This window comes from Kiloniella laminariae DSM 19542, assembly GCF_000374005.1.
GTDB classification, from domain to species: Bacteria; Pseudomonadota; Alphaproteobacteria; order Kiloniellales; family Kiloniellaceae; genus Kiloniella; species Kiloniella laminariae.
Map to the genome: position 1 here is coordinate 123,681 of NZ_KB893166.1, position 22,090 is coordinate 145,770.

A 22,090-nucleotide genomic window follows, 5' to 3' on the forward strand; every position below is an offset into this window, starting at 1 on the left:
CTCTGGAAGGCTGTATTTTTTGATAATGACCGATAAATCGGGATCAGGCCTGATCGTCGCCGAGATCTGATGGCGCTTCTTCGACAGACATACCGTCTGCATTGGCAAACTGCTCGCCTGCATCAGCAGTTAGCTGGGCCTCAGGACCGATTGCATCGAACTCTGGCTCGTCCTCATCAACTTCCGAGAAAACAGCCTGTTTCTGCAGGCCCTGGACCAGAGAGGACCGGACAGCATCAAGACTGATGGTTTCATCGGCAATTTCACGCAGGGAAACAACAGCATTCTTGTCATTGTCCCGCTCAACGGTCAAAGGAGCGCCAGAAACAATATCTCTTGCGCGCTGCGCTGAAAGCATAACAAGTTCAAAACGGTTCGGAACTTTTTTAATACAATCTTCGACTGTGACGCGTGCCATTAATCATAACTCCAGTCTCGTGTGGTGACCCAAAGCGGGCCACTGAATCGACGCAATATATGAATCGCTCGCACATATGGCAAGGATATTCAACAAAATAATCCCGCAAGGCTGCCCTGCCCTGTCTTCCGGCAGAAGTCATTCTTCGGCAAAGAGCATGGTTTCCTGGTCATCAGGCAAGACTTGCGACAATTCCCGGGCGGTTTTATTTAACAAAGGATGTTTCCACTCCGGGTCAAGATCCAGCAGTGGCAACAAAACAAAAGCCCGTTCCTGCATCCGGGGATGGGGAATAACAAGATGCTCATCCGGCGAGCTGATAACCTCATGATAGGCAATCAAATCCAGATCGATCACCCGTGGTGCATTGGTAACAGTCCTGACCCGGCCAAATTCTTCCTCGACCTGATGCAAAAGGGCAAGTAATGCTGCGGGGGCAAGATCGGTTTCGACCGCAGCAACACCGTTCACATACCAGGGCTGATCCGAAACCGGCACAGGTGCCGTCTTGAGCCAGCGGGAGGTTTTGACAATTCCAAGACCAAGTTCTTCCAGCCTAGATAGTGCTGACAGACAAGTTTGCAACGGGAGGCCGTATTCAGGGCTCTCCAGATTGGCTCCCAGAGCGATAATAATCACGTTTTATAAGCCCTTTACTTTAAATTCGTTCTTGATACCCCCACAAAAGGGAGTAAATTACTATAAGAAGTCGGCGCAAGAGTGCCATTACATTTGTTCAGGACATGTGTAGAGGCAATATCTTTTTCATCTTCCGGCTTCTATTTTTGACGATCATCTTATTCTATCGTCCTCTTGGATCGAATTTATATTTCAAATGCGAATTATAAAAAAAGGATTTAGTTATGAAATTTTACCAGCAGGAGCGGGTCGCCCTCTTCATTGATGGCTCCAACCTCTACGCTACCGCCCGGGCATTGGGCTTTGATATTGATTACAAACGCCTGCTCTCTCTCTTTTCCGATCAATGCAATCTGGTCCGCGCCTTTTATTACACTGCTCTGATCGAGGATCAGGAATACTCCCCGATCCGCCCCCTTGTCGACTGGCTCGACTACAACGGCTATACCATGGTCACCAAACCGACTAAGGAATTTACCGATGCCACTGGCCGGCGCAAGATCAAAGGCAATATGGACATCGAGCTGGCGATTGACGTGATGGAAATGGCCCAGCACCTCGAACATATCGTGCTGTTTTCCGGCGACGGTGACTTCCGCCGCCTAGTCGAAGCTGTCCAGCGCAAAGGCGTGCGCGTCACCGTAATCTCCACCGTGCGCAGCCAGCCATCCATGATTGCCGATGAACTGCGCCGTCAGGCCGATATCTTTGTTGATCTAGTCGAGTTGAAAACCGAAGTCGGTCGCAAGGTCTCCGACAACCGTCCCCCCGTCACCAATCAGGCAGAGCCGGTTGAAGACGATGATGATTACGAATACTACGACGACGAGGACGACGAAGACTTCGAGGACGCACCGAACTAGGCTATAAACATCAATCCAAAAGCAAAAAGAGCTGCGATTTCGCGGCTCTTTTTTTATTCCACATATGCGCTGAGATCGTTAAAGCCTATCCCCGGTCGCGGATGATCCGGGCTTGCTGGCGTTTCCAGTCGCGTTCTTTTTCCGTGTGGCGTTTGTCGACGGATTTTTTACCACGGGCAAAACCGAGGTTGATCTTGGCGATGCCACGATCGTTGAAATAGAGCGATAGCGGCACAATGGTATAGCCGTCACGGCGGCAGAGGCCAACCATCTTGGCCAGCTCTTTCCGGTGCACCAGCAGTTTGCGCGGGCGCTTTGGTTCGTGATTAAAACGGTTGGCCGCGGCGTATTCGGGAATGTTGGCATTGATCAAAAAGAACTCGCCATTTTCCTCGCTGGCGTAGGCCTCTTGGATGGAGGCCTTGCCAGAGCGCAGGGATTTGACCTCGGTGCCCACCAGCATCATGCCAGCTTCGAGAGTATCCTCGATCTGGTAGTCATAACGCGCACGGCGGTTCACCGCCACGGTCGTACCTGTATGGTCTTTTTTCTTTTTGGTCTTGGACATAACCCTATCCGTTGAGAAGCCCGGCGTGAACCATGGCATCGCGCACCCGCACCTCGGTCTGCTTGCTGACAGAGAGAAGCGGCAGACGCAGACGGTTCGCGCCCCAGCCCAGCAGGCTCAGGCCGTATTTGACCGGGCCTGGACTGGACTCAAGGAACAGCACTTCGTGCAGCGGGGTCAGAAGATCGTTGATCTTACTGACTTTTTCGTAATCCCCTGCCCACCAAGCTTCATGCAGATCCGCACAGAGACGCGGTGCAACGTTTGCGGTCACGGAAATACATCCGTGTCCACCCAGTGAAAGGAACGGGACGATGGTCGCATCTTCACCACTGAGCAGGGTGAAATCGTCACCGCAAGCCAGACGTGTGCGAACGGGCAGCGCCAGATCTGCTGTCGCATCCTTGACCCCGCAAATACGCGGCAGTTCGGACAGACGTTGCATGGTCTCCACGGTTACATGCACGATACTGCGTCCGGGCACATCGTAAACGATGATCGGAATATCGGTGCTGTCGTGAATGGCCTTGTAGTGCTGATACAGACCTTCCTGCGAAGGCTTGTTGTAATAAGGCGCAACAATCAACGCCGCATCCGCGCCAGCTTTCTGGGCGTGCAGGGTGAAATCAATCGCCTCACGGGTCGAGTTGGACCCGGTCCCGGCAATCACAGGCACCTTGCCCTTGGCAACCTCGAGGCAAAGCTCTGTTATGCGTTTATGTTCGTCGTGACCCAGGGTCGGCGATTCCCCCGTAGTACCGACGGGGCAAACCGCATGACTTCCTTGATCGATCTGCCATTCAACAAAGTTCTGGAACCGCTTCTCGTCAACGTCACCATTTTCCAACATGGGCGTTGCGAGCGCGGGAAAAGAACCTTTAAAAAGCGGGCCGGTCATAGCGATACCTCAAATATCATCGTGTGGTTGTCAAAAAAGAGCCAAATGCCTTTAATTTACGTGCGGGAGAATAACGAGAGTTTCGCACTGCGAAAAGATAAAAGAAAAGATCACAAGACATTTATTGCCTTTACCCTGATTCGGACCATATATGTCAGGGTACAAAAGCAGATGTCCCCAAAGGTGTGTCCAGATTGTTCTTGTCAGAAATTCACTCCCGAAACCGCCTTCTTAAATCCGTTTTTTAGATAATATTTTCGTTATCAACGATTGATTGACCTTTCCACTGTAGCATCACTAACAACAGGCTGATAGAATTCGGACCATGACCCCAAAAACGCGCCCGTCACTTGCTTTATCCTTATGCAGAGCCACTCTGTTTTGCGGAGCGCTGACTGCTGTCCAGATCTTGCCCACAGCACTTTCCTCGGTGCTCGCCGATCCTGCGGTGGCAGCAACCCCGCCGGCGAACAAAGCTCCGGACGCCAAAAACTTTAAAGCTGACAAGGCGATTTTCAAATCTGTCGATCAGCATATCAAACAAAAGCAGTATGACCGGGCAGCAAGTCTGGCTGACGGCATCAGCGATCCGCTGATGAAAGAGCTGGCCCAATGGCTGATTCACAGCAGTGACGTCGGGCTGGGCAGCTATGAAACCCTGAACGGCTACATTGCCGAGCCGGACAACTGGCCCCGTCAGGAAGTCTTGCGCCGCACTGCCGAAGCCAAGCTGCCTGACAATCTGAGTACAAAAGAGATTATAACCTGGTTCCGGGAAAACCCTCCCTCATCTCTGGGAGGTATCAACAGCTATGCCAGTGCCCTGGAAAAGTCCGGAAAGAAGACTGAATCTATCCTGGCCATTCGCACCTTTTGGCAGGAAGGGTACCTTGGCAAAACCGACGAAACCGCCTTCCTCAAGACCCATAAAGCGGTTTTGAAAAAAGAAGACCATGACAAGAGGCTCGACGGGCTGATCTGGAACAGACAGTACAGTGCCGCTGACCGCCAGCTCGCCCGCGTCTCCAAGGACATGAAAGCGCTTGGCGAAGCCCGTCTTGGCCTGCTGAAAAAAGAAGGCAATGTTGACGGCCTGATCAACAAGGTCCCCAAAGCGCTGAAAAAAGACCCCGGTCTGGTTTATGCCCGGGCCAGATGGCGGCTGAATGCAGATCGGAACGACGAGGTAATCGAACTGCTGGACCCTCCGATTGCAAATGTCCCGGAACCAGAAAAATGGTGGTCGCTCCGCCACTGGGCTGCACGCAAGCTATTGATCAGCAAGGAATATGAGAAATCCTATCGCATTGCAGCCGGACACGGCATGACCAGCGGCGAAGGTTTTGCCGAAGGTGAATGGCTGGCAGGCTGGATCGCCCTGCGCAAACTCGATATGCCCAAAAGGGCCTATACACATTTCCATACGCTCTATGAAGGTGTTGGTTCACCAATCAGCAAGGCCCGGGCAGCCTATTGGGCTGGCCGTGCAGCCAAGGATATCGGCCAGGACGACTGGGCAAAGAGCTGGTTCGGAATTTCAGCCAAGTTCCCGACCACCTTCTATGGGCAGCAAGCCGGATACATGCTGGGACAAAGCCCTGATGTTTCCCTCTTTCAAAGCCCGGATATTACCGCCAGCAGACGCAGTTCGTTTGAAAATAAAAAGATTGTCCGCATTATTCGGCTTCTGGATAAAATGGACGAAACAGATCTTGAAGTCATCTTTCTGACCCGCCTGCGCCTCGATGCTCAGACCGCGGAAGATTACACTCTGGCAGCAAACCTCGCTATTGATACCGGGCACCCAAATCTGGCCTTGCGTGCGGCCAAATCTGCACGACAAAAAGATATTCTTCTGCCCGATATTCTTTTCCCCGAAGTTGCAGTAAAGGCCAATACCAAACAGGACCCCGAGAAAGCGCTTGTTCTTGCCGTTATTCGCCAGGAAAGCGAGTTCAAGCAAAACGCGATTAGTCATGCCGGAGCACGGGGACTGATGCAGCTGATGCCCGCGACAGCTCAGGGCGTCGCCAAAAAAGAAAAGCTCAAGTATACCAAACAGCGCCTGACGGATGATCCGGCCTATAACGTCCGGCTGGGATCGGCCTATCTCTCAGAGCTTCTTGGTTCTTTTGATGGCTCCTATGTCATGGCGCTTGCCGGGTATAATGCCGGCCCCTACCGGGTCAGGCAGTGGGTCAAGGAATATGGCGATCCACGAGACCCCGATGTAGACGTGATCGACTGGATGGAGCAGATTCCCTTCAACGAGACCAGGAACTATGTTCAGCGGATACTGGAAAGCCATCTGATCTACAGAAACAAACTGAATACAGGCACACCTGCGACCAAAGTCGTGGCGACAGAACTTCCCTTCACTCTTTGGGGACATCAGCCCAAGGGATAACCCTCCCCCGGGTTCACTCTCAGGGCAGAGGATTTTCAAAGCAACACCGCCCAAAACGCAAGGACTAGGATCACGTATTAGCAGAAGGATAGTCGAGAATGAAACAACTGGATCCGCAGGCACAGATGTCTGCTATCAAAGTATTTGTTTTTGATGCCTATGGCACGCTTCTTGATGTTCATTCTGCTGTCGCGCGATCACTTGATGATCTGGGTGATGCCGCCCCGGCAATTTCTGAAATCTGGCGCACCAAACAACTGGAATACAGCTGGCTGCGCAGCCTGATGGGCGAACATGCAGACTTCTGGCAGATAACAGCAGATGCCCTCACCTTTGCCCTGCGCTGTCATGATATGGAAGATCAGGCACGTCACGACCGCTTGATGAACCTTTATCAAAAACTTCTGGCCTATAATGATGCCCTTGAGACGCTTGAGTTCCTGAAAGCCAGACAGCACACAACCCTGGTACTCAGCAACGGATCACAGGCCATGCTGGGGGAGGCACTGGGTTTCGCCGGGCTGGACAGATTTCTGGATTCTGCCTTGAGTATCGACAAGGTCGGGATCTACAAGCCCGCCCCCAGGGTCTATCAATTGGTGCTGGATTACATGAGCCGACGACATAAAACCTGCCGCGCAGAGGAAGTACTCTTTGTTTCGGCCAATGCCTGGGACGTTGCTGGTGCCAGTTCCTTTGGCTTCCGGGTCGCCTGGATCAATCGCTTCAATCGCCCCCCAGAAATACTCCCCGGTGGGCCGGATCTGATCATCAAGAGTCTTTCTGAACTTGCACCTTTGGGTTAAAATCTCGCAGTATATTCCAGCCCCCTGATCAAAATTATTGTAAAATCCGGAACCAAGGATCGACCCATGCATCAGAATATGCTTCCCGGTTTCAGCGATGTGCTTGAGGCATCAGAGCGCCTGAAAGGCAAAGCCGTTCGAACCCCCCTTCTGGAAAATGCCGAGCTGAACCGGATCACCGGCGGTCGTATCCTGATCAAACCCGAGGTGCTTCAGCACACAGGTTCCTTTAAATTCCGCGGCGCATACAACTTTATCAGCCAACTGGACGAAACCGCCCAAAAAAGCGGGCTTGTTGCCTATTCATCCGGAAATCACGCCCAGGGAGTGGCCTATTCAGCCCAGCTGTTCGGGATCAAGTCCACCATTATCATGCCCAAGGATGCCCCACAGATCAAAATCGATAATACCCGCGCGTTTGGGGCAGAAGTTATTCTCTATGACCGTTTTCGGGATTCTCGCGAGGATATCGGCAACAAGGTTCTGCAGGAAACGGGGGCCATATTTGTCCCCCCCTATGACCACCGCAATATTATTGCCGGGCAAGGCACCTGCGGGCTCGAAATAGCGCAGCAGGTAGCTGAACTTGATCTTGAACTGGATGCCGCCATTGTTTGCTGTGGTGGCGGGGGATTTGTCTCTGGCGTTGGCCTGGCATTAAACGAGCTCTCACCCTTTACCAAGATTTATAGTGCCGAGCCGGAAAATTTTGATGATATGGCCAAATCACTCACCGCAGCCAGAAGGATAGAAAACTCTCCTGAAGCCCGCTCCATCTGTGATGCGATCCTGACACCCACCCCGGGAAAGCTGACCTTTCAGCTCAGCCTGGGATTCCTGGACCGGGGCTTGTGTGTATCAGATATGGAAGTCCGTGCCGCCATGACCTATGCTTTTCGCACCCTCAAGCTGGTTGTTGAACCAGGCGGCGCTGTTGCGCTCGCCTCTGTACTGAGCAACAAGCTCGAGACGAAGGGAAAAACGATCGCTCTCACCCTTTCGGGGGGGAATGTCGACACTGAAACTTTCAAGAAACTGCTGCTTGCCTAGAAACAAAGCAACACTGGGCAGAACGCTATGCAGAAGATTGCCTAGCTTGAGCTGCCCCAGGAAGAGGAACTTACCACTGATGACTTTTTGTCAGATGACTTGTCGTCATTTTTTTCTGTGCCAGAAGTGACAGATCCAGAAGCGATAGATGAGGGTGAAGCAGACACCCCACTATAGCTTGAGCTTTCTGCTGATTTGACGGAAGAAGTTCCCGATCCACTAGAACCATTACTCCCTGCAGCAAACGATGAAGCTCCTGTTGAGTAAGAAGAAACTTCGGCAGGCTTGACCGGGGATACAAACCCGTCTTTTGCAGAATCTGAACTTCCAAGTTGAGCTACTGACTGGTGAGAGAGAGCCGCAACCTTCTGGTCCTCAGGTTTTGCCTCCTCCGAAACTCTCCGGAACTGCCCTTCAACATGAGCACCGGCTTCTATTTCTATAGACTTGTGGAGAATGTCTCCAACAACTTTGGCTGTACTGGCAAGAGAAATGACATCAGCATTAAGCTGGCCTTGAACCATCCCGCAGACACGAATTTCCTCAGCCTTGACAGAACCTTTCACGACGGCTTTTTCACCGATCGTGGCAAAGCGGCAGACAACATCCCCCTGAACAGTTCCATCAATCTGAAGATCTCCAGATGAAGTCAAATCGCCAACCAAATTCAAATCCGGGCTAAGAATAGAAGGAATACCTGATGTTTCCAGTCTCTTCGAAGAATCTGTTTTTCCGTTTTTAGCATTTGCCTTACTGGACTTTGAAAACATTTTTACCTGCCAATAGAAATTTACGGGGGTCTACAGGGTTACCGTTAAAAAGTATCTCGTAATGTACATGCGGTCCGGTGCTGCGACCAGAATTCCCCAGAAGAGCGATCTTTTCATTATGTGCCACTTCCTGCCCCTGGGTAACCAGCAGCTTTCTCAGGTGCCCATAACGCGTTCTGATGCCATTTCCATGGTCGATCTCAACCAGACGACCATAGCGTCCGCGCCAGCCAGCATACACCACTTTACCCGGCGCGGGGGCATAAATGGACGATTTCATTGGTGCAGCCATATCAAGACCATTGTGCACCGAGGTTTTACCCGTCACCGGATCGCGGCGTTTGCCAAAAGAACTGGTAACCCGATACTGGTCCAGTGGCGTTGTCAAAGGCAGCTTGCCAACAACATCCTGCAAGGCTTCCCAGCGGACAAGTTGCATATCGAGCAACGCAACAGAAGCTTCAAGTTCAGCTGTTTCCTGATTGTCCTCGAGCGGGATATAAGGTCCCCCCTGCCCGGTTTCGAGATTGTCGGAGCCTAAAAGCGTTTCCAGATTAAGTCCGGTCATGGCCACCGTTTTCTCAATCACATCAACGCTGGATTTTGAACGCTCAGTCAGGCGTTCAACCAGTTCGAGCTGGATATTGGAAACCTCGACCAGAGAGTTTTTCAGCGAATCAACTTCATTGGAAAGCTCAATATTTTCACTTTTCAGCTGCTCTGAAAACAAGGTTGTTTCTTGCAGTTTTTGGCTAACGTCCTCAGCTTCTTGCAAGGCGACCCGTTTGCCTTCCAGCAGAGAGGTCATCTGAGCCTGCTGCTCCGCGACAAACTCGCCTCGTTCGGAAAGCTGTCCCTTAAAACTCGCCAATTCGTGATTCAGCTCATCTAGACTGTTATCCAGAGCCTTTTTCTCGTCTTCCAGCTGAGCATTTTTCTGAACAAACTTCTCAAGTTCTGTCTGAACCTCAGCAAGCTTGTCACTCATCATTCTCTTCGCAAGAGCAGCCTTGCTGCGCTCTTCTTCAGATGTTTCGAGAACCTGTTTCAGCTGTTTTGCCTGTGTTTCAAGGGCGAGATTTTTTCCGGCGATAGATTCCAGATCCCCTTCAAACTGTTTGAATTTGTCTTCCAGTGCCTGCCGCGCCAAGGCAACCCGGGCCCGCTCGTCTTCCGAGGTTTTCAGATGAACCTGTTCCGCAGCTGTTTCTTCACTGATGTGATCACCATCCAGCAAGCTCAGGAGCTGCTCCTGGTTTTCCTGCAGATTTTTTGTAATTTTGGAAAATTCATTATGGTATTCACCAACCTGCTGCAGAAGATTAAAATATTCAATCTTCTGCTCCTCGATAGCACTGTCCTTGTCGGCAAGACGCTGTTCTGTCGCCAGCATGCTGCCCGATGTGAACATCACCCAACTGGACAAAACCAGGGCACAGACCGTGACACTCTTCTGGAAACCGGAAGTAAGGCGAATGAACCGGACTCGGTCATGCGATCGGATATGGATCTCGCGTGGCGCGAAAAACCGGTCTATTGCAGAACTGACCCTATGTGTGAAAGCCTTCACCTTCACTACCCCCTCATCTGATACCCCGACGTCTCCCCCAGGTAACAGATCCTGTAAGGGCGAAAGGAACAATAAAACACTTCGATAGAATTATGGGACGAATTTATACCTGATCATGCGCCAGCTTTCAAAGAGAAAGCAATAGTGTGCCAGGATGCCTCAATATCCAGGTGCTCTACCTAGTTTAATTTTGTAACCTTAAAAGGCCGTTTACAAAACTCTTGGCCGAGTATTCAGGCTGTTTTCAGAAATTCATTTCTCAAAATTTTTCTTTAATCCTTTAAGCAGGAATAACTATTTCGGACTATAGATAATAGATACTGCAGCTTTTTGTTCTAAAGAACTCCATTACAATATGACTGATCCCCCCGGATAATTCATTCCGGATTCGATATTCCCCCTCCGATCCAGCTGATAACCGTCGAAAATCAATTAGCCAATCCCCCTGAATTCTGTAATATTTCACCTCAGATAACCAAGATCCCGGCTACAAGGGATTCATCAAAATCAACAGGATTCCCTTCTCTTTACGACCAATAATGCTCCATCCAGTGACAAAAATAACCAATAAGCTGCATAACTGCCCGCAATATATGCCATAGGAAAATTTATTTACCTTATCGCAACACTTGTATGAACAAATTTGCAGCATAAGAAATCACGTGCAACCAGCAGAGGTAAAATTCCATGCCCGAGTCCAGTCATCCGTCAAAAACAACCATCTGGACTTTGCGGAAGATCCTGTTGATTATCGGATTGTTGGCTTCAGCAGCAATTGTTGCTGCTCAGTTCTGGTCATTTGAGAAGTATAAAAACTTTTCACTTGAGACCCTGAACAGAGAAAATGCCAGCCAATTTCGCCTGATGATTCAAGAGAGAATTCGTCAAAAATACGAACCTTTCCTCTATACCGCTGGTTCTGACTGGGCGCGAGAATCCCGTCTGGTTAAAGCTATTGCCGGAAAAGACCCTGCTGAAGTTGCCCTGTTTGATAAATGGTACCGGGATAACAAGGAAATACAGAACGGCGAAATCTCGCTGATCTCGACTCACTTCTACACCCCCGAGATGGATTTGATTGTTTCCTCTCAGGACGGCAGCGTTACGGATACAGCCCTGATACTTGATGAGCTTAAAAACCGCGACAAGGCCGCACAACGAAAACCTGTCAGCTACATCTGGGCCGACGCAAATGGCAGACCGCTTCATTCAACGATCTTCCCGGTTGGTGGTTTCAAGGTGACGGGTTTTGTTGAGTTGGTTACCGACCCGATGCAATACCTGAGCGGCCTAAGTGAAACTCTTGGTGCTGATATTACCATTTATGACCCTTCCAACAAAGAAACTGGTTATGCCTTTCACGAAGAGCGGCCAAAACCCGTGGTAATACAAACGGCCCCAGCAGAAGAGATGACGACAGAAGAGAGTACGGCCGAAGCCGCAAACAAGGATGAACCAGCATCAGAACCTGATTCAGCAACAGAGCAATCAACAAATAAAACTGTTGAGTTCGAAGATGGACTTACTCTTGTTGGCTCGATTGCGAACATCACGATCAGCATCCCCGGCAATAATGGAACAATCTGGGCCCGGGCAACACTTGTTCGGGACGTCAGTGACTTCGCAGAAGGGACCAGCGACCTGACAGAAGATGCAATCAAGGTGCTCGCAGGCGTCTTCCTGGCCACCTGGCTTCTTGCTTTTCTCATGCTCAGGTTTGCCGTCTTTGGCAAGCTTAAGGCTTTTGCCAAAGCCATGACCAGTATCAGTGATGGCAATGTCGATGTAGCTCCCCCTACCGTCGGCCCCGATGAATTCCGAACCATGGCCAATGCTCTGGCACGGCTAAGCAACAGCGTTTCCCAGGTCTTCCAACTCCAGAACATGGTTGAGACCAGCCCAATGGCAACTGTCATGATTGATCTGGAGGGGCGCATATCCTTTGCCAACCTCAAGGCCCGCCAGTTTATCAATTCAGATAATCCGGATCAGGATATCAGCGGTGCAGACGGTAATTTTTTTGCTCTGGACAGTGAGGCTTATGCCGAGATTACAAATTCAGACAAGCTCCCAACGACCAAGCTTGTCACTGTCCAGGACCAGCGGCTTGAAGTATCAGCTTCTTCGGTTGTTGACAGTTCGGGTGATATAAAAGCCAGTATGTTGACATGGGTGAATGTTACAGATCGGGAAACCAATAGGGAAGCGGCCAGTCAACTCATCAATAGCGTCAGAAAAGTTGCTGACCGGGTGAGTAACCTGTCGCAAAACCTTGAACAGACATCAACATCCCTCAACAATCAGTCTGACACCGTGACAGAGCAGGCCAAGAATGCCCAGGAACTGGCACAGAATGGCTATGACTCAGCTCAGGGTGTAACCAAAACAACTGAGACCATGTCTCTCGATATCCGTACAATCAACTCAGAATCAGATCGCGCCCGTAGTACCTCTAACGAAGCAATCGGGCATCTGAGTAAAGCCTCAGAGACGGTGTCTGAATTGAAAAATTCCAGTGACCGGATCAACCAGATCAACGAGCTTATTACCAAGATCACCAACCAGACAAAAATTCTGGCCATGAACGCCACGATCGAAGCGGCAAGGGCTGGTGAAGCCGGACGTGGTTTCGGCGTTGTGGCTTCCGAAGTCAAGGCTCTGGCTGAACAGACTGCCTCGGCCACAGATCAGGTTGCGTCAATGATCCGGGAGCTGCAAGAGCATGCACAGGCAACAACCGACACCATGAAAAATATCGATACAGTCATGAAGCAGGTTGGGCAGACACAGAACAAGATTTCAGACTCAATCAACGAACAGGATCGTGCCGCTGGCCAAATTGCCCAGAATATTGAAAGTATGGCCCAAGGGTCTCATCAGATTGTCGAGCTTGTAAATGCCGTACACAGCCAGTCTCTTAATACCGGCACCTCGGCGCAAAGCCTGCTCGGCACCTCAAAGGAACTTGGCGAAGAAGCAACCAAACTCAACGAACGTCTCACCGAATACCAGAATCTGCTCGACAAGACTTCCTGACGGGAACACTCACGCGCCCATTAAATCCGGCTATACTGCCTGTTGATCATCCCCTGAGTGGTGATCTGCATGTGGCTCATGCCCCGCGCGGCATAGTTCTGACGCCAGCTCAGCATTTTCTGCGCGTAGCGTAGAACAACCTCGAAATGCTCTGGGTCTTTTGCCAGGTCTAGGCTCTCTTCGGGGTCCTTTTTCAGGTCGAAGAGAAGCGGTGGCAAGGCCGTAAAATGAACATACTTATAGCTGTCATCCCGGATAATGGTCATGACACACTGGTCACTGGTCAGATCAAATTTCTGTTCCAGACTGAAGTTTTTCAGATCACGGAAATCGTATTCCCAGTGGACTTCCGAGCGCCATTTCTCAGGTTGTTCTCCCTCGAGGAAACAGCGCAGAGAATGCCCGTCGCACTGCATCGGCACGGTACCATCGATTAGATCAAGCACTGTGGGCATAATATCAACAGCTTCGGTGAAGTGGCTCTCGACAGTCTGCCCCCTTGAAGCATCTGCCTCTTTGCGTGGGTCACGAATAATCAGGGGAATATGGCAGCTCTCGTCAAAATAACCCAGTTTGCCCCAAAGCCAGTGGTCCCCCAGCTGTTCTGCATGATCGGAAGTAAAGATAATCAGGGTATTGTCGTACTGGTCCGTATCTTTCAGAGTCTGAATCACCCGCCCCAACTGGTCATCAACTTCAGAAATCAGACCATAGTAGGCAGCTCGCATCTGCTGGATCTCGTGATCAGGCAGATCCCGGACATTATACTCGTGTCCCATATAATTGCCGCTCTCGGCCATTTTCTCCAGCGCCTGTTCAAGATAAGGGTGCTGCCTCTGCTCTTTGCCAACAGTCTCTGCCCGGTGCGGCAAGGCCACATCAGACGGATCGTACATCGAGTTATAAGGCTCTGGCGCAAAAAGCGGCGGATGAGGCCGCAGAAAAACCCCGTGGACAAACCAGGGCTGCCGATAGACCTTGATAAAATCAACCAGCTTATCCGCGATAAAGGCGGTATCACTGTTTTCCTTGCCATACCCTGGTGGGGCATAGGCGTGCCCTCGCGCTTTTGCCCCCGGGTAATCAGGACTACCAATTGTAATATCGAACTGGTTTTCAGGCAGGCGGATACCTTCGCGCTCCAGTTGGCCAAACCAATCAATTGCCAGCTCTTCGCTTACCAGTGAGCCAACCCGAAAACCGGGCATGACACCCGCATAGGTCAGAAGATCCGGATCGCTCTCGGCGCGGCCTCGCGGATCCGCCGGAGTATCCGTATAACCATAAAGGATGGGATCATACCCCTGCTTGCGGGCTTCTTTGGCAATATTGGTAAAGTTCGCATCCAGTGGTGTTCCGTTCTGAACATGCCGATGGTTCATGGCATACATGCTGGTCAGTAACGAGGTTCGGGAAGGGCCACAGGGCAAGCATTGGGTAAAGTGTTTGCGAAAGGCGAGACCATCGGCAGCCAATTTATCGAGATTGGGGGTCTGCACCAGGTGCCCGGCTGAAGAAAGACAGTCCGCTCGCCACTGATCCGCTGTTATTAGCAGGATGTTTCGGATCTCGTTTTTTGCCATGATACGACCTCTGTTTCTGGTCTCTTGTTTTTTGGAAGGGCTTTATTACTTACGCCAGGATTACTTTCATCCGGAATTTAACACCATGCGGCAAAGCAGAGTATAGATCCACTTTGATACGGCTTTACTGTCCACCAATAAAAAGGGTGGCTTGCCGCCACCCTTTCAAACCACATAATAGACGCAGAAATTCAATCAGTCTGCGTATTTGGCAATGGTGCCAAGAACTTCTTCCTTCACCCGCTTTTCATCAACCTGCATGCAGATCTTGTGCAGACGACAACCATCCCACTCTGTTGAAGGGCTCGGATGTCCGGCAGGCTTGATAATTGTCTGGCCAAAAGCCGGGCCTTCACAGCTGACGCGGACAGAAGCCTCAACAGTTCCAAACAGTTGCGGGTTCACATAATAGGCTGTTGCACAGGGATCGTGGAAATAGCAGCCATCGATACCGAATATCCCCTGATAAAACCGGAAATAAAGGTCTGCAGCATTGAGCAGGAAACCACCGATGCGCGGCGTTGTTTTTGCCAGCGCTTCCGCATCCTTGCGCAGCAACATGACCTGATGGGTAACATCCAGTCCAGCCATTACCATCGGCCAGTCTGCCCGGAACACGATATCGGCCGCATGAGGATCGTTAAAGATGTTCGCTTCAGCCACGGCAGACATGTTGCCATATTCCTTGGCTGTCCCGCCCATAATGATCACCTGTTTGACCAGAGGCGCAATCCCCGGATCCATACGCAGGGCCATGGCCAGGTTTGTCAGAGGGCCGACAGCAATGATCGTGACTTCACCCGGCTGTTTGCGAACGGCATCAATAATAAATTGCGGGGCAAAAGTCTTTTCGACAGCCCCCTGGGGATCGGGAAGATTAATATCGCCGAAGCCATCCGCACCGTGGATAAAATCCGGAAAACCTTTATGTTTTGCCACAAGCGGGCCAGCAGCACCCTTGAATACGGGAATATCCTGCCCTGCCATTTCAACAAGAATCCTGGCATTCTTTGCGGCAATCTCTACTGGCACATTGCCAAAGACTGTGGTCAGGCCAATCAAATTGATTTCAGGATGATACAGCGCATGATGTATGGAAAAAGCATCATCAATGCCTGGGTCTGTATCAAAAATTACTGGATTTTTCATCTTAGGCCTCGTTCTGCTTATCTAAAAATGCCTGGACTTCTGCAGAAGTCGGGATTGCAACCGATGCTCCGGGTTTGGTCACAGCAAGAGCTGATGCGGCACTGGCGCGCTGCATGGCCTTGGCAATATTCATCCCGCTTGCCAGTGACGAAAGTACATAACCAACAAAGGTATCCCCGGCCCCGGTAGTATCAACCGCCTCGACAGCAAAAGCCGGGACTTCAATGTTTTCACCACTGGCGTAACAAACTGCCCCCTTTGTTCCGCGGGTAATAATGACCAGCGGACAAAGGCGGGTCAGCGCTTGTCCGTCTCCCCCCAAAAGAGAAGCTGTCAGCTCTTCAGCTTCGATATCATTCACGATCAGAAGATCGATCTTGTCGAAAGGAACATCCTTTGCAGCCTTGTCAAAAGGGGCGGGGTTCACAGCAACCTTCGCCCCGGCAGCCTTCGCCAGAACAATCATCTCGCCAAGATTTGGCATTTCATTCTGGAACAGAACCCAGCTATCCGGTTCTGCTGTTTTGAAAACCGCGCCAATAGTATCCAGAGCAAGCGCCTGATTTGCCCCAGGATAAAGCAGAATACAATTTTCTGCCTTGTCATCGACCTGAATAAGCGCGTGACCTGTTGGAACAGCGGCAACAGTGACATCATCAACGGCGACCCCGGCTTGGGACAGTTCTGCAAGAATCCAGCGATGGTCTTCGCCAATCGCTCCGACATGCCTCACTTTCTCTCCTGCCCGGGCCAAAGCAACAGACTGGTTGGCTCCTTTTCCACCCAGTACCCGTTGATAGGAAATAGTGGGAAGCGTCTCTCCGGGCTTCACAAAATAAGGCACCCGGTATACGTGATCAACGTTAATAGACCCCACATTAATTATGGTCTTTTTTTGCACAGTAAACTTTCTCGTAAATAACAGATTTCAATTTTGCCGATCATACACAGCCTTGCCCCTGAGAAACAACAAATTACCTTTTACCTCCAATTGAGGCCCTCCAGATATTCTGTCCTTATCCGAATTGCTCTGGGAAAATCTGACAACTGTGACCTTTGCATCCCGCTGCGACAAGATCAGGTGACAAGTTCATTTTGCGTGAAAACCACAATAATGAAATTTTTCAACTAAAGATCTTGACTTCCATCGGCAAAACATCATTATGGAATAAATATTCTAAATAATAAGAATAAAACAAAATCATTCCAATATGCGTTGATGCGGGCAACGGGGAATAAAAAAATGCACAGAAAAATCGGAGCGTGCAGCTGGATTTTTGGTGACACAGACAGCCGGAAAATTGCACAGTTCTGGCAATCAGCCGGACTTGACGGTATTGAATACAATCCGGTGATGGATGTGAACAATGCGCGGGAAGCCAAGAGGATCTTTACAGATCATGGCCTCGCGATTTTTTCGCTGACACCTCCTGATGCCGACATCTCCATTGCAGATACCCTGATCAGAAACAAAGCGGTTGATTGTTATTACTGGCTGATTGATTACGCCTGTCAAATTGGCGCGCCGGTTATTTCCTGCCATGGCCTGGTTGGGCGGATTGCTGCAAAAACGCATACGGCAGAGGAAGACCAGCTTCTTCTCTCCTCCCTCATATCTATTTGTAACCGGGCAAAGAGTTCAGGAATCTCTGTCGTATTCGAGGTCCTGAACCGATATGAAACCCATCAGATCAGAAACTACAAAGAAGCCAAGGCCCTGCTCTTGTCTGCCGGACAGGAGAATCTGGCCCTTTTGCTCGACTCCTATCACATGAATATAGAAGAACCCGATCCCGCCAGAAGCCTTCTTGAGGCCGGGACGTCACTGGGACTTTACCATGTGGCAGATTCTAACCGGGAAGCCCCCGGTCGGGGACATATAGATTTTGTTTCACAGTTCAGGGCACTTGACGATATTGCCTATCAGGGCCCCGTCATTCTTGAAATCAATGCGCCGGGACCTAATCCTTTCTCGGCAATAAAAGGCACGAACACTCAAGATATCGTTGCCTCCTACCTTTCAGAAAGCGTCTCTTACCTGAGGAAACTCATGAAAGATAAAGCCGCCTGAACAAACCGCTTGCCTCAGACAGAACAGCAAAAATCATAACCGGGCCAAGCAAACCAGATATAACCCAACAGGGAGCAAGACATGTTACGTACTTTCAAGAAAGCCATCGCAGCTTCTGCGATACTGGGTGCCGCAACCACCGCCGCATTTGCCCAGGATGTGAATATCATCGTTGTCAGTCATGGCCAGGCGAATGACCCTTTCTGGTCTGTCGTTAAAAACGGTGTCACCAAAGCTGCTGAAGACATGGAAGTCACCGTTGATTACCGGGCACCGGAAACCTTTGACATGGTTGCCATGAGCCAGTTGATCGAAGCGGCCGTCAATCAGGAACCAGATGGGCTTATTGTCTCCATTCCTGATGCAGATGCGCTCGGTGATGCGATCAGAAAAGCTGTTGCTGCAGGCATCCCAGTGATATCGATGAACTCCGGCTCCGATGTCTCCAAATCTCTCGGCGCCCTGCTTCATGTCGGGCAAGAGGAATTCGACGCTGGTAAGGCCGCTGGTGAAAAACTCGCGGAACTTGGTGGCAAAAAAGGTATCTGCGTCAACCAGGAAGTCGGTAACGTATCGCTTGATCAGCGCTGCGCCGGTTTTACCGAAGGTTTTGGCGGTGCTGTAACCGTCCTGCCAACCTCCAATGACCCTGCAGAAATTTCCGCCAAGGTGCGTGCTGCAATCGATTCAGATGAAGCCATTGATACAATCCTTGCTCTTGGAGCTGCAACGGCAGGCGAACCCTCAATCCTCGCCGTAGAAGAAGCCGGAAAACTTGGTTCAATCAATGTTGCGACCTTTGATATGTCTGCCGGTTTCCTGCAGTACATCGCAGATGGGAAAGCGGCCTTTGCCATTGACCAGCAGCAGTTTCTCCAGGGCTATCTTCCCGTATCATTCCTGGCTCTGAATGCCCGTTACGGTCTGATCCCGGGTGGCAATGTTCCCTCTGGTCCAAACCTGATCACCAAAGAAAAAGCGGCTCAGGTAGTTGACCTCAGTGCCGTTGGCATCCGTTAATCTCGGTTAAGCCGAACAGAAAGGGGCTGTGAAAGCGGCCCCTTTTTCTAATCTGTAACAGCGTTCCCGACAGAAGGAGCGACTGTGGGAGGAAATGTTAATGCCCAAGGCAGCACAAAACGAACTTGATCAGGCTGTCACAGCCCATAGCGCTGATGAACGCGTTATCAAAGTCAGTCTGATCACCCGCCTGATGCGACGCCCGGAACTGGGTGCGCTCGCGGGCCTGATCCTTGTTACGGTCTTCTTTATGATCGCCGGAAAATCATCCATGTTCACACTGGCCGGGATAATGAACTTCCTTGCCCCTGCCGCCCAACTCGGGATTCTGGCCATTGGTGCCGCCCTTTTGATGGTTGGTGGAGAGTTTGATCTTTCTGTCGGCTCAATGGTTGCTTTTGCTGGACTGATCTTTGCCACGGCGCTGGTTGTTTTCCAGCTTCCTCTGGCCGTTTCAATCCTGATCACCTTTGCTTTTGCTGCTGCGATGGGTGCTATTAACGGGCAAATCGTGCTCAAGACAGGCCTCCCCTCTTTTATTGTCACACTCGCCTTTCTCTTTATTCTGCGTGGTTTGACCCTTGTCGGACTCAAGTGGGCAACAGGTGGCTCTACCCAGCTTCGCGGCGTCAAGGAAGCCATAGAAGGCTCTTCTCTGGCAGAATTTTTCTCTGGCGATGTTCTGGAAGGTCCCTTCCTCTGGTTTGCAGAAATGGGCCTGATTGACACCTTTAAAACCGGCTTGCCCAAGGTTACTGGTGTACCTGTTGAAATCATCTGGTTTGTCGTCCTTGCGGGCGTAGCCACCTGGGTTCTTGTCCGCACTCGTTTCGGGAACTGGATTTTTGCTGCCGGAGGTGACGCTGCCTCTGCCCGCAACTCGGGCGTTCCGGTGAACCGGGTCAAGACCACCCTTTTCATTTTCACCGCCTGTGCGGCTGCACTGGTCGCCATCCTGACAGTTCTTGATGCCGGCTCTACCGATGCCCGCAGGGGATTTCAGAAGGAATTCGAAGCCATTATCGCCGCAGTGATCGGTGGCTGTCTGCTCACAGGTGGCTACGGTTCTGCCATTGGTGCCTTCTTTGGCTCGATTATCTTCGGTATGGTCCTCATTGGACTGACCTACACCAATATCGATCAGGACTGGTACCTGGTTTTCCTCGGCGGCATGCTTTTGATCGCGGTGCTGTTTAACAATTATGTCCGCAAACGTGTTACCGGGGAGCGATAAGATGACGAACACAACACCTCTGATTGAAGTCAATGATCTGGTCAAACACTTCGGACTGGTGATCGCTCTCAATGGCATTTCCCTCTCCGTCAGCCCCGGCGAGGTTCTTTGCCTGCTCGGTGATAACGGCGCTGGAAAATCGACCCTGATCAAAACACTCTCGGGCGTCCACAAACCCACAGGCGGAGAGTTCAAGGTTGAGGGCAGACCCGTGAATTTCGACTCACCACGCGAAGCCCTTGATGCCGGGATTGCCACCGTCTACCAGGATCTGGCCATGATCCCTCTGATGTCGATCACCCGGAACTTCTTCATGGGCCGCGAGCCACTCAAGGGCTTTGGTCCCTTCAAGTCGATTGACTTTGAACAGGCAGACAGGGTTACCCGCGAAGAGATGCTCAAGATCGGCATTGATATCCGCGATCCGCAACAGGCGGTAGGCACGCTCTCCGGCGGCGAACGTCAATGCGTAGCCATTGCCCGCGCGGTCTACTTTGGTGCCAAGGTTCTCATTTTGGATGAACCCACCTCAGCCCTTGGTGTCGCCCAGACTTCCATGGTCCTGAAGTATATCCATCAGGTTCGGCAAAAAGGGCTTGCAGTGATATTCATCACCCACAACGTCCGTCATGCCTACGCTGTCGGCAACCGTTTTACTGTCCTCAACCGCGGGAAAACACTGGGCACCTACAGCAAAGACGAAATCGAAATTGATGCGCTGCAGAACCTGATGGCGGGTGGCAAGGAACTGCAGGAGCTTTCGGATGAACTCGGCGGCATGATCTGAGTAGAAGCAAACTTTTAGGAAATAATAAGATGGACAGTATTGGGGTCGGCCTGATCGGAACAGGCTATATGGGCAAGTGCCATGCAACAGCCTGGGGCAGCGTCAAGGCCCGCTTTGCATCGGTCATCCGCCCTAGGCTAGAAGTTCTTTGTGATGCAAACGAAGCCGTTGCAAGGGATTGTGCCAGTGCTTTTGGTTTTGCATCCAGCACAACCAACTGGCACGAGCTCATCAATAACCCGGCGGTCGCTGTCATCTCGATTACCACGCCCAATGGCCTGCATCCGGAAATGGCTATTGCCGCGCTGAAAGCGGGAAAACATGTCTGGTGTGAAAAGCCAATGGGCCTGACACTGGAACAGGCTGCAGCCATGACCGAAGCCGCCGGGAAGGCCGCCCTCTCGGGCATAAAAACCCAACTTGGTTATAACTATGTCCACAACCCCGCCATCAGCCATGCAAAAAAACTGATCGCGGACGGCACCATTGGCCGGGTCATCCACTTCCGTGGACAAGTCGACGAAGATTATATGGCCGATCCCCAACTTCCCTGGACCTGGCGCTGTAAAATTGAAAGCGGCGGGCTGGGTACTCTTGGTGATCTGACCTGCCATTTGATCAGTCTGGCTCACTACCTGGTTGGTGATATCGCCAGAGTTCTCGCTGATATGGACACTGTTCACAAAGAACGCCCGCTGCCCGATAACAACTCCGGAGAAACCGCAACCGTTGAAAACGAGGACATGGCACAGGCCGTCATTCGTTTTAAAAACGGCACCAGTGGTCTGGTTAGCTCCAGCCGGGTGGCCTGGGGCCGCAAGAGCATGATCCGTATAGAGATCCACGGCGACAAAGGCATGATTGTTTTTGACCAGGAGCGCATGAATGAGCTGGAACTCTTTCAAGCGACTGGCGACAAATCAACAAGAGGATATACCCGTATTCTTACCGGGCCTGAACACCCTCCCTACGGAGAGTACTGCCCCGCAGCCGGACATCAAATTGGCTTTAATGAGCTCAAGATCATCGAAGCGGCTCAATTTCTCAACGCCATCACGGGTAAAAAACCAAACTGGCCGGACTTTGCTGCAGGACAAAAAATCGAGCAGGTCATCCACAGCATTGCAACCTCGGCCCGCAAGGGGCAGTGGATAGAAACAGTCTAAAGTTGACTAGCATCTCTTAGCGTTCCAGCTCCAAATTTTCTCCGTAAGATGTGCA

19 protein-coding genes are annotated in these 22,090 nt (G+C 51.1%); 10 read left to right on the forward strand and 9 right to left on the reverse strand.

Annotation, left to right across the window (positions count from 1 at the left end; all coding sequences use genetic code 11):
* Window positions 1-43 precede the first annotated feature (43 nt).
* The gene (gene rpoZ / locus B152_RS0115615; protein ID WP_020593365.1) at window positions 44-418 is read right to left on the reverse strand and encodes a DNA-directed RNA polymerase subunit omega; all 375 of its coding nucleotides are present in this window, start codon (window positions 416-418) and stop codon (window positions 44-46) included.
* 138 nt (window positions 419-556) lie between these two features.
* The gene (gene folK / locus B152_RS0115620; RefSeq protein ID WP_020593366.1) at window positions 557-1,057 is read right to left on the reverse strand and encodes a 2-amino-4-hydroxy-6-hydroxymethyldihydropteridine diphosphokinase; all 501 of its coding nucleotides are present in this window, start codon (window positions 1,055-1,057) and stop codon (window positions 557-559) included.
* A 224-nt stretch (window positions 1,058-1,281) separates the two neighbouring features.
* Between folK and B152_RS0115625 the strand changes: the two genes are divergently transcribed.
* Window positions 1,282-1,920, forward strand: coding sequence for a LabA-like NYN domain-containing protein (locus B152_RS0115625; RefSeq protein ID WP_020593367.1), 639 nt, complete (start codon window positions 1,282-1,284; stop codon window positions 1,918-1,920).
* Between the two features lie 85 nt (window positions 1,921-2,005).
* On the opposite strand, the gene smpB is transcribed toward B152_RS0115625, so the two are convergent.
* Window positions 2,006-2,488, reverse strand: a complete 483-nt coding sequence (gene smpB / locus B152_RS0115630) for an SsrA-binding protein SmpB (RefSeq protein ID WP_020593368.1) — start codon at window positions 2,486-2,488, stop codon at window positions 2,006-2,008.
* A gap of 4 nt (window positions 2,489-2,492) precedes the next feature.
* On the reverse strand, window positions 2,493-3,386 hold the full coding sequence (gene dapA / locus B152_RS0115635) for a 4-hydroxy-tetrahydrodipicolinate synthase (RefSeq protein ID WP_020593369.1): 894 nt from the start codon (window positions 3,384-3,386) through the stop codon (window positions 2,493-2,495).
* 325 nt (window positions 3,387-3,711) lie between these two features.
* Between dapA and B152_RS24055 the strand changes: the two genes are divergently transcribed.
* The 3 genes from B152_RS24055 (at window position 3,712) to B152_RS0115650 (ending at window position 7,649) form a co-directional block, all read left to right on the forward strand.
* Entirely contained in the window at window positions 3,712-5,793 is a 2,082-nt protein-coding gene (locus B152_RS24055; RefSeq protein WP_020593370.1) for a lytic transglycosylase domain-containing protein, read from the forward strand.
* A 98-nt stretch (window positions 5,794-5,891) separates the two neighbouring features.
* A complete protein-coding gene (locus B152_RS0115645) occupies window positions 5,892-6,599 on the forward strand; it encodes a haloacid dehalogenase type II (RefSeq protein WP_020593371.1) in 708 nt (235 codons plus the stop codon).
* Window positions 6,600-6,665: 66 nt separating this feature from the next.
* Window positions 6,666-7,649 (forward strand): threonine ammonia-lyase, encoded by a 984-nt coding sequence (locus B152_RS0115650; protein WP_020593372.1) that lies wholly within the window; start codon window positions 6,666-6,668, stop codon window positions 7,647-7,649.
* Between the two features lie 41 nt (window positions 7,650-7,690).
* Here B152_RS0115650 and B152_RS25515 read toward each other — a convergent pair whose 3' ends face one another.
* Both B152_RS25515 and B152_RS26460 read right to left on the reverse strand, forming a co-directional pair.
* Window positions 7,691-8,419, reverse strand: a complete 729-nt coding sequence (locus tag B152_RS25515) for a bactofilin family protein (RefSeq protein WP_020593373.1) — start codon at window positions 8,417-8,419, stop codon at window positions 7,691-7,693.
* Complete coding sequence (locus tag B152_RS26460) at window positions 8,400-9,989, reverse strand: M23 family metallopeptidase (protein ID WP_157231122.1); 1,590 nt, start codon at window positions 9,987-9,989, stop codon at window positions 8,400-8,402. The genes B152_RS25515 and B152_RS26460 overlap by 20 nt, the downstream gene beginning before the upstream one ends.
* Window positions 9,990-10,676: 687 nt before the next feature.
* On the opposite strand from B152_RS26460, the gene B152_RS0115665 reads away from it, so the two are divergent.
* Window positions 10,677-13,025 (forward strand): methyl-accepting chemotaxis protein, encoded by a 2,349-nt coding sequence (locus B152_RS0115665; RefSeq protein WP_020593375.1) that lies wholly within the window; start codon window positions 10,677-10,679, stop codon window positions 13,023-13,025.
* A 20-nt stretch (window positions 13,026-13,045) separates the two neighbouring features.
* Here the strand turns inward: B152_RS0115665 and B152_RS0115670 are convergent, their stop codons facing one another.
* The 3 genes from B152_RS0115670 to B152_RS0115680 form a co-directional block, all read right to left on the reverse strand.
* Window positions 13,046-14,608, reverse strand: coding sequence for an alkaline phosphatase family protein (locus tag B152_RS0115670; protein WP_020593376.1), 1,563 nt, complete (start codon window positions 14,606-14,608; stop codon window positions 13,046-13,048).
* A gap of 195 nt (window positions 14,609-14,803) precedes the next feature.
* Window positions 14,804-15,757, reverse strand: coding sequence for a nucleoside hydrolase (locus B152_RS0115675; RefSeq protein WP_020593377.1), 954 nt, complete (start codon window positions 15,755-15,757; stop codon window positions 14,804-14,806).
* A 1-nt stretch (window position 15,758) separates the two neighbouring features.
* The gene (locus B152_RS0115680) at window positions 15,759-16,658 is read right to left on the reverse strand and encodes a PfkB family carbohydrate kinase (RefSeq protein WP_020593378.1); all 900 of its coding nucleotides are present in this window, start codon (window positions 16,656-16,658) and stop codon (window positions 15,759-15,761) included.
* Between the two features lie 342 nt (window positions 16,659-17,000).
* On the opposite strand from B152_RS0115680, the gene B152_RS0115685 reads away from it, so the two are divergent.
* The 5 genes from B152_RS0115685 to B152_RS0115705 all read left to right on the forward strand — a co-directional run bounded on the left by B152_RS0115685 (window position 17,001) and on the right by B152_RS0115705 (window position 22,035).
* Complete coding sequence (locus B152_RS0115685) at window positions 17,001-17,828, forward strand: sugar phosphate isomerase/epimerase family protein (protein WP_020593379.1); 828 nt, start codon at window positions 17,001-17,003, stop codon at window positions 17,826-17,828.
* A gap of 81 nt (window positions 17,829-17,909) precedes the next feature.
* Window positions 17,910-18,848, forward strand: coding sequence for a sugar ABC transporter substrate-binding protein (locus B152_RS0115690; protein WP_020593380.1), 939 nt, complete (start codon window positions 17,910-17,912; stop codon window positions 18,846-18,848).
* A 100-nt stretch (window positions 18,849-18,948) separates the two neighbouring features.
* Window positions 18,949-20,082, forward strand: a complete 1,134-nt coding sequence (locus B152_RS0115695; RefSeq protein WP_020593381.1) for an ABC transporter permease — start codon at window positions 18,949-18,951, stop codon at window positions 20,080-20,082.
* Between the two features lies 1 nt (window position 20,083).
* Window positions 20,084-20,869, forward strand: a complete 786-nt coding sequence (locus tag B152_RS0115700; RefSeq protein ID WP_020593382.1) for an ATP-binding cassette domain-containing protein — start codon at window positions 20,084-20,086, stop codon at window positions 20,867-20,869.
* Window positions 20,870-20,898: 29 nt separating this feature from the next.
* Window positions 20,899-22,035: a Gfo/Idh/MocA family protein gene (locus tag B152_RS0115705; protein ID WP_020593383.1), complete on the forward strand. Its 1,137-nt coding sequence runs from the start codon at window positions 20,899-20,901 to the stop codon at window positions 22,033-22,035.
* Window positions 22,036-22,090 lie beyond the last annotated feature (55 nt).